The following is an 11,845-nucleotide window of genomic DNA, read 5'->3' on the forward strand; positions in this document are numbered from 1 at the left end:
TTTTTAGATTAAAGCGGTAAAACAAATCGTTTCAGCTGCCCCGCAAGGAGCTCCCTCCCGTTTGACCGGGAGGAACATCAGACTAGTCGAGACTGGTCTTAATGGTTTTCTTCGTGCGCCATCGACAGGTAGACGATGGTCAGCATCATGAAGATGAACGCCTGCAGGGTGATGATCAGGATGTGGAACACTGCCCACGCCCACTGCAGAACAACGCCCAGGCCGCTGAGCCAGAGCAGGCCGCTGCCGAACATCACAGCGATCAGAATGAACACCAGCTCGCCGGCATACATGTTGCCGAACAGACGCAGAGCCAGAGAGATCGGCTTGGCGATCAGGGTGACGAATTCCAGCAGGAAGTTCACCGGGATCAGCAGGGCCTGAACGAAGATGTTCTTGCTGCCGAACGGGTGCAGGGTCAGTTCGCCGATGAAGCCGCCGATGCCCTTGACCTTGATGCTGTAGAAAATGATCAGTGCGAACACCGAGAACGCCATGCCCAGAGTCGCGTTCGGGTCGGTAGTCGACACGGCGCGGAATGGGATGTGGGCATCGCCGGAGATCAGGATGGCCAGTTGAGGAATCCAGTCGACCGGTACCAGGTCGACGGCGTTCATCAGGAACACCCAGACGAAGATGGTCAGCGCCAGCGGTGCAATCACCGGGCTACGGCCATGGAAGCTGTCTTTCACGCTGCCATCGACGAATTCGACCAATACTTCAACGAAGTTCTGCAAGGCACCCGGCTGACCCGACGTCGCTTTCTTTGCCGCCATGCGGAAAAGAAGAACGAAGATCAGACCCAGCGCGACCGACCAGCCGAGGGTATCGACGTGGAAAGCCCAGAAGCCCATTTCCTTGGCCTCTGCTGCGGTGTGGGCAAAGCCCCAGCCGCCGTTGGGTAGCTGACCGAAAGTCAGGTTCTGCAAGTGGTGCTGGATATAGCCCGAAGCGGTTGTCTCTGCCATGGTTGCCTCAAACGCCCTAAGGTCTCGAAAGTCTTGTTCTCATCAGCAGGGGAGCGAACCAGCTGACCGACTGCGTCAGCACGAACACGCCGAATACTGCGATCGGCGCCAGTGGCTTCACACCTGCGAACAACAGTGCAAACAGCACTGCCGTCAAAATAAGTTTGCCTGCCTCGCCGGCATAAAATGACCGGACGATGGACTGGGCTGCTCGGGCGCCGGAAAACCGAAATGCCTTGTGAGCGAAATAAACATTGGGCAGCAAGGCTATCAGGCCTCCGCAAAGTCCCGAGTATCCGGCAACGACTCCATGCCATTGCCAGAGCGCCAAAGCGGCAATGAGCAGAATGACAAATTGAGCCATCAACACCGGAAAAACCGCCAGGCGATGGAAAGGCAAGCGGTTTGGCGTGCGGGTTTCCATCACAGTTGCTCTCCAATGGTCGGCTGCCGAAATTCAATAACTTGGCATAATTTGTGCCGACAAAATGCGCGCAGAGTATAGGGGCGGTTCTGCCCCTATTCAACTGTCAGGTAGTGATTTCCGACTGCGCGCTACATGAGGAAATGTTTCAGCGGATGTGGGCGAGCACACCTTGAAGCTCGTCGAGCGAGTTATAACCAATCACCAATTGGCCTTTGCCCTTCTTGCCATGGCGAATCTGCACCGCAGAGCCTAGGCGCTCGGCCAAACGCTGCTCGAGGCGAGCGATGTCCGGGTCGGGTTTTGCAGCTTCCACAGGCTCCGGTTTGCCACTCAACCACTGGCGAACCAGTGCCTCGGTTTGGCGCACAGTCAGCCCTCGTGCGACAACATGTCGCGCCCCTTCGACCTGCTGATTGTCCGGCAGACCGAGCAAGGCACGCGCGTGACCCATTTCCAGGTCACCGTGCGACAGCATCGTCTTGATCACTTCAGGCAGTGCAATAAGTCGCAACAGGTTAGCCACAGTCACCCGCGACTTACCCACAGCCTCGGCGACCTGCTGCTGAGTCAGCTGGAATTCCTGCTGCAAGCGCTGCAAGGCGACGGCTTCTTCGATCGGATTGAGGTCTTCACGCTGGATGTTCTCGATCAGCGCAATCGCAATGGCGGTTTCATCCGGCACATCGCGAACCATCGCCGGGATGGTTTCCTGCCCGGCCTGCTGACTGGCGCGCCAGCGGCGTTCACCGGCAATGATCTCAAACCGACCGCCGCCAATCGGGCGCACCACGATCGGCTGCATCACGCCTTGGGCCTTGATCGACTGCGCCAGCTCTTCCAGGGCCTGCGGGTCCATGTCACGGCGCGGCTGATATTTGCCGCGCTGCAGCAGGTCCAGCGGCAGGTGTTGCAGTTCGCGGGTGTCGGCCTGCGCGGCTTGTTCTTCCAGCGCGCTGACCGTCGGACCACTCAGCAGTGCATCCAGTCCACGTCCGAGACCTCGTTTCTTGACGGCCATGGGGATTCCTTAAGTTGGCTGAGCAGCAGCAATGCGTGAATTTTTGCGCTGACGACGAACCATCTCGCCCGCCAGAGCCAGATAGGCCAGAGCGCCACGCGATTGCTTGTCGTAAGCCAGCGCCGGCATGCCGTAGCTCGGTGCTTCGGCCAAGCGAATGTTGCGCGGGATCACCGTGTCGTACAGCTGATCGCCGAAGTGTTCCTTGAGCTGCGCCGAAACATCGTTCATCAGGCTCAGGCGCGGGTCGTACATGGTCCGCAGCAGGCCTTCGACTTTCAGGTTCGGATTGAGCAGTTCAGCGATGCGCTTGATGTTATCCACAAGGTCGCTCAAACCTTCCAGCGCAAAGTATTCGCACTGCATGGGAATAATCACCCCATCAGCGGCGACCAGTGCATTGAGTGTGAGCATCGACAGCGACGGTGGGCAGTCGATCAGAATGTAGTCGTAGTTGTCCCGGATCGGCGCCAGCGCACTGCGCAGACGGCTTTCCTTCATCTGCATTTCCAGCAGCACCACTTCGGCCGCGGTCAGATCGCGGTTGGCCGGCAGCAGTTGATAACCGCCGTGCTCGGAGAAGTGCATCGCCTGGCCGAGGTCGCATTCACCGATCAGCAGATCGTAGACCGAGTTTTCCAGACCATGTTTATCCACACCGCTACCCATGGTGGCGTTGCCCTGTGGATCGAGATCGATCAACAGCACCCGGCGCTTGGTCGCGACCAGGGATGCTGCGAGGTTGATGCAGGTGGTGGTCTTGCCCACACCACCCTTCTGGTTCGCTATCGCGAATACCTTAGCCATTCTTGCTTGTGTTCCCAATCATGCCGTGCGGCGCAGTATCAGCAGATGGCGTTGGCCTTGGCAACCGGGGACGGCCAGGGCGTGTTCGCTATCGAGTTTGAAATCTGCCGGCAATGCTACCAGCTCATCGGCCGGATGAACGCCCTTCATTGCCAGCCAGCGCGTATCGGCATCGCCCAAGTGGCGAGTCCAGTTGGTGAAGTTTTCCATGCTGCTGAATGCCCGGGAAATGATCCCGTTGAATGGCTGCGCAGGCTGGAAGGCTTCTACGCGACTGTGGATAACTTGCAGGTTATCCAGCTTCAGCTCCAGCTTGACCTGAGTCAGGAAGCGGGTTTTCTTGCCGTTGCTGTCCAGACAGGTCACTTGCGAGTCCGGATAAAGGATTGCCAGCGGAATACCAGGCATGCCACCGCCACTGCCGACATCGAGCCAGCGACCGTTTTCGATGAACGACATCACGCTGAGACTGTCGAGCAAGTGCCGCGAAACCATTTCGTCTGGATCGCGCACGGCGGTCAGGTTGTAGGCCTGGTTCCATTTGATCAACAGGGCCAGATAACCCAGCAGCAATGCGTGCTGGGTTTCTGTGAGATTGACACCGAGCTCGCGGGCTCCTGTGGATAACTCTTCGGCATGTTGCGAAGTGACCTTGGCACTCAAGCGCTTTGCTCCAACTGACGGCCCGCGCCGCGTTTTTTCAAATGAATCATCAACAGCGAAATCGCTGCCGGGGTCACGCCCGGGATCCGCGAAGCCTGGCCCAGAGTCTCGGGACGTGTGGCGCTGAGCTTGCTCTGGATCTCCTTGGACAGACCCGAGATGTTGGTGTAATCGATATCCACAGGCAATTTCGTGTCTTCGCTGGCGCGCAGACGGGCGATTTCGTCCTGTTGGCGGTCGATGTAACCGGCGTACTTGGTCTTGATCTCGACCTGCTCGGCGACCTGTGGATCTTCCGCGCCCTGCCCGGTCACTTCGACCAGACCGGCGTAATCGATTTCCGGACGGCTCAACAGGTTGAGCAGGTTGTACTCGTGAGTCAGCGGCGTGCCAAATTTCTCGGCAATCGCATCGCCCTGCGGGGTGTTCGGCCGCACCCAGGTGCTTTTCAGGCGCTGTTCTTCAAGCTCGATGCTTTCGCGTTTCTTGCAGAAGGCCGCCCAGCGCGCGTCATCGACCAGACCGAGCTCGCGACCTTTTTCGGTAAGACGCAGGTCGGCGTTGTCTTCGCGCAGAATCAGGCGGTACTCGGCTCGGGACGTGAACATGCGGTACGGCTCTTGGGTACCGAGGGTGATCAGGTCGTCGACCAGAACGCCGATGTACGCTTCATCGCGGCGCGGACACCAGGCTTCTTTGCCCTTCGCGCGCAGTGCAGCGTTGGCCCCGGCGAGCAGACCTTGAGCGCCAGCTTCTTCGTAACCGGTGGTGCCGTTGATCTGCCCGGCGAAAAACAGACCGCCGATGACTTTGGTTTCCAAGCTGTACTTCAGGTCGCGCGGATCGAAGTAGTCGTACTCGATCGCATAACCCGGACGCACGATGTGTGCGTTTTCCATGCCGCGGATCGATTGCACGATCTGCAATTGCACGTCGAACGGCAGGCTTGTGGATATCCCGTTCGGGTACAGCTCATGGGTGGTCAGACCTTCCGGCTCGATGAACACCTGATGGCTTTCCTTGTCGGCAAAGCGATGAATCTTGTCTTCGATCGACGGGCAATAACGCGGGCCGACGCCCTCGATCTCCCCGGCAGCGGAATACATCGGCGAACGATCGAGGTTCGCCGCGATGATTTCGTGGGTACGTGCATTGGTATGGGTAATCCAGCAACTGACCTGGCGCGGATGCTGCTCCTTGCTGCCCATGAACGACATCACCGGGATCGGAGTGTCACCCGGCTGCTCGGTCATCACCGAGAAATCCACAGATTTGCCATCAATACGCGGCGGTGTACCGGTTTTCAGGCGCCCGACACGCAATGGCAACTCACGCAGACGGTGGGCCAGAGCAATCGACGGTGGATCACCGGCGCGACCGCCGGAGAAATTCTGCAAACCGATGTGGATAAGTCCGCCGAGGAAGGTACCGGTGGTCAACACCACAGAATCGGCGAAGAAACGCAGCCCCATCTGTGTAACCACACCACGGACTTGTTCCTGCTCGACGATCAGGTCGTCAGCAGCCTGTTGAAATATCCACAGGTTCGGCTGGTTTTCCAGGATTTCGCGAACAGCTGCCTTGTAGAGAATCCGGTCGGCTTGTGCACGGGTGGCCCGTACGGCCGGACCCTTGCGGCTGTTCAACACGCGAAACTGGATGCCGCCCTTATCGGTAGCCATGGCCATCGCGCCGCCGAGGGCGTCGATTTCCTTGACCAGGTGGCTTTTGCCGATGCCTCCGATGGCCGGGTTACAACTCATGGCACCGAGGGTTTCCACGTTATGCGTCAGCAACAGGGTTTTTGCCCCCATGCGTGCTGACGCCAGTGCTGCCTCGGTACCGGCATGACCGCCGCCGATGACGATCACTTCAAAACGGGAAGGGAAATCCACCACGCACCTCGTGCCTGCTTAAGTAGGTCATTCAGGAAATAGTTGAGCTCAGGTTTCTGGACCTGGTCGGCAAGTATAGGGACTTCGCCCTTTCTAAAGAACCCTTTGCACAAAATTTAACCAGCTGTGGAGAACTCGAGGTTAAAAGAATAAAAAAGAGAGAAATTTATAAAACCTTTGTTTTAATGTTTATTCTTACTGAACCACCTTTCTGTGGATATATCGCTACAGGCCTTATTTTTCAACGCGTACAGAGATTCAAAACTCTGTGCTCATGTGGCAATGAGGCCATTGGATAACCGGTTTAAGCCTGTGGATGAATCGGGTGGTTATCCACAGTGCCGGTTATATCCAGTTTTCAACCCCATTTATCAACTGCCCTCAGTGGCAGTTATTCACAGGGCTTAATCCACCGAAAATCGCCAACAAGGCTTTTTCCGGACGTAAAAAAAGCGCCAGCGAAGGATCGGTGACGCTTGGCAAGCCAAGGGCAGGAAAATCAAAAGGCTATTGTGAGAGGACGTAACAGAGGCTAATAATAGCCATTATCATTAACTTGTCAGTTTCCCCATGTCCCTACCCGCCCACACCGCTGCGATCGAGCGAATCTACGAGCAACATCATTCGTGGCTGTATGGTTGGCTCAAGGGCAGACTGCACAACGGCTGCGATGCAGCCGATGTGGCGCATGACACGTTTTTGCGAGTTCTGGCCGCGCGCAATGCAGCTCATATCCGTGAGCCGAGGGATTACCTGACGACCATTGCACGCGGGCTGGTCATTGATCGTTATAGACGCAGGGCCATTGAAAGCGCTTATCTGCAGGCCCTCGCAGCTCGGCCGGAAGCGACGACCGTCAGCGAAGAAGACAGAGCGCTGATCATTGAAACCCTGGTTGCTGTGGATAAAGCATTGACCGGATTGGGCACGCGCACACGGCAGATCTTCATGCTTTCGCAAGTCGACGGACTGACTTATCAACAGATCGCTGTGCAATTGGAGGTTTCGCTGACCACAGTGAAAAAACACATGGTTCGCGCCCTGACTGAATGCGCCCTGATCATGGCGCAACCATGATGGCCGCCGCTGCAGATCGTCAGGTCTTCGAAACTGCCGCCAGCTGGTATGTCCAGTTTCAATCCCAGCCACCGAGCCTTGCCGAACAAAAGGCCTGGCAGATGTGGATAGACAGCGATCCAGCGCATCTGGCGGCGTGGAACCAGATGGAACAATTGCAGCGCCACCTCGGTACGCTGCCGCAGGATCTGAAACGACGTGCGCTCAATAGCGGCCAACGAAGACGCCAGGTACTCAAACTGCTGTTGCTCGCAGCGGGAACAGGTTTCGTTGGCTGGAACGTTCAACGACACACATCTCTCGGCAACGTCTGGGCCGACTATAAAACCGGTGTGGGTCAGCGTCGCACCATCAGCCTGACCGATGGCAGCCGGATCCAGCTCAACACCGACTCGGCCATTGATGTCTCTTTCGATGCAGCACAACGCCTGATCCAACTGCGTACCGGTGAAATCCTCGTCCAAACCGGCAAGCTTGGCGATCAGCGGCCGCTCTATGTGCAAACCCGTGACGGGCGGATCCATGCATTAGGCACCCGGTTCTCGGTGCATCAGATGCGGAACTCAACCCGGGTCGGCGTACTGGAGGATCGAGTCAGCGTTCAACCTGCGCAGTCATCCAGTGCTGCGCTCATCCTGAACGCAGGCGAAGGCGCGGATTTCGACAGTCGGCACATCGGCCTCAGGCATCCCTTCCAGTCATCAGAAGTGGCCTGGATCAGCGGCCAGTTGATCGTTCTCGATGCGCGCCTGGGCGATGTCATCACAGAGTTGGGGCGCTATCGCAGCGGTGTATTGCACTGTGATCGCCGCGCTCGGGATCTGCGGGTCTCCGGGACCTTCCGGCTCGATTCGACCGACGCAGTGCTGGCCAATCTCAAGGCTTCGTTGCCGATCAACGTCCGCTATTTCAGTCGTTACTGGGTCTCGATCAGCCACAACGTTTGATCAAAAAAACGCCTGGGAAAAATAATCGCAAACGGGGTTATCTTTTTGCGTCCTGAGCCGGCCCTACAGGTAATCGCGATCAACGCGGCTCTTCGCCACCTTCAGGGCTAATCCACACATGCGTCTTCCCACGTTCCGTCAGCGCTTTTCTCCACACTGCATTGCATACAGCTTATTGATGGCCAGCGCTGCGTCCTGTCTGGTGATCAGCAACAGCGCCTTCGCGGCGTCGACATCCCAGCGCTTCGCCATTGCCGCCGGCCCGCTGGATAGTGCCTTGAGCCAGTTCGCCGCTACCGCCAATGTGATTCTGTCGTTCTCGCCGCAGCAGACCAGCCGCTTGCGCAGTGCCGGGCTGAACGGCGACTTCAGCGTCGAACAAGGTTTCGCTCAATTGCTGCAAGGCTCGGGTTTACAGGCAGTGCCACAAGCACCCGGCAGTTTCATTCTGCAGAACGCGCCCAACGGTGACTCCCTGGAACTGGCGCCGACCAACATCAATGCGCAGTTGGGCAATCCAATGAAGCTCGATTACGCCGCCGACGTCGGCTACAAGGCGCAAAACAGCCGGATCGGTACGAAAACCAGTACGCCGCTGTCGGAAACACCGCGTTCCGTGTCAGTGGTGACCGGGCAGCGGATCAAGGATCAGAAATCCCAGACACTCACCGACGTACTCGGCTACGTGCCGGGGATCTTCGCCCCACCTTTTGCCGCCGGCGACAGCTTGGCTGGCGACCTGTTCTATATCCGTGGTTTCAACGCCACCGATTACGGCTACGGTTTGCTGCGCGACGGACTGCGCGTGCAGGGTAATCGCTATGACACCAGCACCGAGCCGTACGGACTTGAGCGGGTCGAGGTGTTCCGTGGCCCGTCTTCGCTGCTGTATGGCGAAAATGCGCCAGGCGGTCTGGTCAATCTGGTCAGCAAACGCCCGACCGCCGCGCCTCAGGGCGAAGTGCAACTGGGCTATGGCTCGAACAATCGCCGGCAAATCGGCGTAGATGTCTCCGGCCCGCTCAATGACAGCGGCAACGTTCTTGGACGCGTGGTGATGCTGGGGCGCAAATCCGATACCCAGACCGATCACGTGCCTGACGACCGTATTTATATCGCCCCTTCGCTGACCCTGAATTTCGACGATTTCAATACGCTGACGCTGCTGGCCAACTACCAGAAAGACCACACCAACATGGAGCTTGGCCTGCCGGCCGCCGGCACATTGCTGAGCAACCCCAACGGCCAGCTATCCAAAGACACCATGCTCGGTGACCCGGACTGGAATACCTTCGAACGGGAAACCTGGAGCACCGGCTACGAGTTCAGCCACTCGTTCAACGATGACTGGCAGTTCCGCCAGAACTCGCGCTACATGCAGTCGCGCATCACTCGCCACGAAACCTGGCCGGGCAATCTGAACAACGCCGGTTTCGGCACGCGGTTGAACGTGACCGCCTACGATCGCTTCAACAAATCCATGGTGTATTCGCTGGATAACCAGCTCGAAGGCAAGTTCCAGGCGGGGGATCTGGAAAACACCGTGCTGTTTGGCGCCAGCTACGATCGCATCTCGTTCAACCAGGACTGGAATGCCGGCATTGTCGGGCCGATCGACATCTACAACCCGGTTTACCTGCGTGATCCGACCACGCCGATTGCCGTACAAAACACATTGCTCGAGCAGCAGATGAAGGGTGTTTATGCACAGATTCAGAGCAAGTACGACAACTGGCTGTTCCTGCTCGGCGGGCGCCAGGACTGGGTCGACAGTGACTTCCGCGACAAGGTGGCCCGAGGCAGCAACATCAGCTCCGAGGACAAGAAGTTCACCTATCAGGGCGGCGTGATGTATCAGTTCGACAACGGCATGACGCCGTATGTCAGCTATTCCACGGCGTTCGTGCCGGTGCAGCAGATTTCCAACGCCGGAGCGCCGCTTGATCCGATCACCAGCAGCCAGTACGAAGTGGGCTTGAAGTACGAACCGATCGGCTGGGACACCGCGTTCACCGCTTCGGTGTATGACCTGCGCAAGAAGGACGACACCTATTTCGACGCAACGACTTCGACCTATCGCCAGGTGGGCGAAAGCCGCGCCAAGGGCGTCGAGCTGGAACTAAACAGCAACCTGACGCAGAACCTCAATGTCACGGCGGCCTATACCTACACCGACGCGAAGATCACCAAGGATGCAGCGACATCGCTGGTTAAAGGACATCAAATGACCGGCGTGCCGCGTAATCAGGCCTCGGTCTGGGCGAAATATCGCTTCCTCGACAGTGATCTGAACGGCTTGTATGTGGCCGGTGGCGTACGCTACTTCGACAGTGCGTTTGCTTACACTTCGCCGTCTCTATACGGAAAGCTGGATGCCGGTGACGTTACATTGGTCGACGCGGCAGTTGGTTACCAGATCGATCCACACTGGAGTGTCGATTTGAATGCGAAGAACCTGTTCGACAAGGAATATGTGTCGGGATGCAACGACGCAGGCCGCTGTTACTGGGGCGAGGATCGTACTTTGCTCGGTACGGTGTCCTATAACTGGTGAACAAAAAGGGGCTGCGGATGAATTATCCACAGCCCCTTCTTTTATTTGCCGATGCAGAAGCTGGAGAAAATCCTTCCGAGCAAATCATCAGAGCTAAACGCCCCGGTAATTTCACCCAGCGAATGCTGAGCCTGGCGCAGATCTTCGGCGAGCAATTCGCCTGCCCCGGCCAGGGTCAGTTGCGCGCGGCCATGTTCCAGTGCCGCGCTGGCGTGACGCAGTGCTTCCAGATGCCGGCGACGTGCGCTGAAGCTGCTTTCCGAAGTCTGCTCGTAACCCATGCACGCCTTGAGGTGGTCCCGCAGCAGGTCTAGGCCTTCGGCGGATTTGGCGCTGAGACTAATGGTCACGTGGCCGTCGTCACTGGTTTCCAGAGAAACCGCTTCACCGGTCAGATCGGCTTTGTTCCGGATCAGCGTGACTTTCGCCGGGTCCGGTCGAGACTCGAGGAATTCAGGCCACAAGGCAAAAGGATCCAGTGCCTCTGGTGCGGTCGCATCGACCACCAGTAAAACCCGATCCGCTTCACCAATGGCTTTCAAGGCCCTTTCAACACCGATTTTTTCCACATGATCATCAGTGTCACGCAGGCCTGCGGTATCGACAACGTGTAACGGCATGCCGTCGATGTGGATATGCTCGCGCAGGATATCCCGCGTGGTGCCGGCAATCTCGGTAACGATGGCAGCCTCGCGACCGGCCAGAGCATTCAACAGGCTTGATTTACCGGCATTCGGCCGCCCAGCGATGACGACGGTCATGCCATCACGCAATAACGCGCCCTGCCCCGCTTCGCGCAATACTGTGGATAACTCATCGCGTACTTTGTCGAGCATGCTCAATACGTGGCCGTCGGCGAGAAAGTCGATTTCCTCTTCCGGGAAGTCGATGGCGGCTTCAACGTAGATACGCAAACCGATCAGTTGCTCGGTCAGGTTATGCACACGCTGGGAAAACGCACCCTGCAATGAACGCAGCGCATTGCGTGCAGCCTGGGCAGAACTGGCTTCGATCAAATCGGCGATTGCCTCGGCCTGGGCCAGATCGAGTTTGTCATTGAGGAAGGCGCGCTCGCTGAATTCCCCAGGACGGGCCAGACGGCAGCCCAGTTCCAGGCAGCGCTTGAGCAACATGTCCAGCACGATCGGGCCGCCGTGACCTTGGAGTTCCAGCACGTCTTCGCCGGTGAACGAGTTCGGCCCCGGGAAATACAAAGCCAGACCTTCATCCAGCACTTGCCGGTCGTCACTGAAAAACGGCCCGTAATGGGCGTAACGCGGTTTCAGTTCTCGGCCGCTGATGGCTTTTGCCGCCATGCTGGCCAACGGCCCGGAAATACGGACGATGCCCACACCGCCGCGCCCTTGAGCAGTGGCGACAGCAGCGATGGTTTCACGGGGTGTGCTCATAAAGCGGCATCCAGACAAAAGTGGCAGATAGCAAAACGCCCCACTAGGGGGCGTTTTGAGTGGTGTTATCCACAGTGCAA

The 11,845-nt window shown here is 57.8% G+C and carries 10 protein-coding genes; 3 read left to right on the forward strand and 7 right to left on the reverse strand.

From position 1 onward, the window contains the following. Window positions 1-98: 98 nt before the first annotated feature. The 6 genes from atpB to mnmG form a co-directional block, all read right to left on the reverse strand. Window positions 99-968: a F0F1 ATP synthase subunit A gene (atpB, locus tag J5M66_RS02950; protein WP_016772402.1), complete on the reverse strand. Its 870-nt coding sequence runs from the start codon at window positions 966-968 to the stop codon at window positions 99-101. Window positions 969-984: 16 nt separating this feature from the next. Continuing rightward, a complete protein-coding gene (locus J5M66_RS02955; protein ID WP_123441911.1) occupies window positions 985-1,392 on the reverse strand; it encodes a F0F1 ATP synthase subunit I in 408 nt (135 codons plus the stop codon). Between the two features lie 148 nt (window positions 1,393-1,540). Beyond that, window positions 1,541-2,413, reverse strand: coding sequence for a ParB/RepB/Spo0J family partition protein (locus J5M66_RS02960; RefSeq protein WP_007960777.1), 873 nt, complete (start codon window positions 2,411-2,413; stop codon window positions 1,541-1,543). Window positions 2,414-2,422: 9 nt separating this feature from the next. Beyond that, entirely contained in the window at window positions 2,423-3,220 is a 798-nt protein-coding gene (locus tag J5M66_RS02965) for a ParA family protein (RefSeq protein WP_016772400.1), read from the reverse strand. 18 nt (window positions 3,221-3,238) lie between these two features. Further along, the gene (rsmG, locus tag J5M66_RS02970; RefSeq protein ID WP_123441912.1) at window positions 3,239-3,883 is read right to left on the reverse strand and encodes a 16S rRNA (guanine(527)-N(7))-methyltransferase RsmG; all 645 of its coding nucleotides are present in this window, start codon (window positions 3,881-3,883) and stop codon (window positions 3,239-3,241) included. Further along, window positions 3,880-5,778: a tRNA uridine-5-carboxymethylaminomethyl(34) synthesis enzyme MnmG gene (mnmG, locus tag J5M66_RS02975; RefSeq protein ID WP_207807629.1), complete on the reverse strand. Its 1,899-nt coding sequence runs from the start codon at window positions 5,776-5,778 to the stop codon at window positions 3,880-3,882. Before mnmG ends, rsmG begins: the two co-directional genes overlap by 4 nt. A gap of 570 nt (window positions 5,779-6,348) precedes the next feature. Between mnmG and J5M66_RS02980 the strand changes: the two genes are divergently transcribed. From J5M66_RS02980 to J5M66_RS02990, 3 genes are all read left to right on the forward strand, one after another. Continuing rightward, a complete protein-coding gene (locus tag J5M66_RS02980; RefSeq protein WP_024014942.1) occupies window positions 6,349-6,855 on the forward strand; it encodes a sigma-70 family RNA polymerase sigma factor in 507 nt (168 codons plus the stop codon). Then, window positions 6,855-7,802, forward strand: a complete 948-nt coding sequence (locus tag J5M66_RS02985) for a FecR domain-containing protein (protein WP_207807663.1) — start codon at window positions 6,855-6,857, stop codon at window positions 7,800-7,802. The genes J5M66_RS02980 and J5M66_RS02985 overlap by 1 nt, the downstream gene beginning before the upstream one ends. A 118-nt stretch (window positions 7,803-7,920) precedes the next feature. Then, the gene (locus J5M66_RS02990; RefSeq protein WP_207807630.1) at window positions 7,921-10,356 is read left to right on the forward strand and encodes a TonB-dependent siderophore receptor; all 2,436 of its coding nucleotides are present in this window, start codon (window positions 7,921-7,923) and stop codon (window positions 10,354-10,356) included. Between the two features lie 41 nt (window positions 10,357-10,397). On the opposite strand, the gene mnmE is transcribed toward J5M66_RS02990, so the two are convergent. Further along, window positions 10,398-11,765: a tRNA uridine-5-carboxymethylaminomethyl(34) synthesis GTPase MnmE gene (gene mnmE / locus J5M66_RS02995; RefSeq protein ID WP_186568696.1), complete on the reverse strand. Its 1,368-nt coding sequence runs from the start codon at window positions 11,763-11,765 to the stop codon at window positions 10,398-10,400. Window positions 11,766-11,845 lie beyond the last annotated feature (80 nt).

Origin of the sequence: Pseudomonas sp. 67(2021), from assembly GCF_017491835.1 — a bacterium.
GTDB classification, from domain to species: domain Bacteria; phylum Pseudomonadota; class Gammaproteobacteria; order Pseudomonadales; family Pseudomonadaceae; genus Aquipseudomonas; species Aquipseudomonas atacamensis.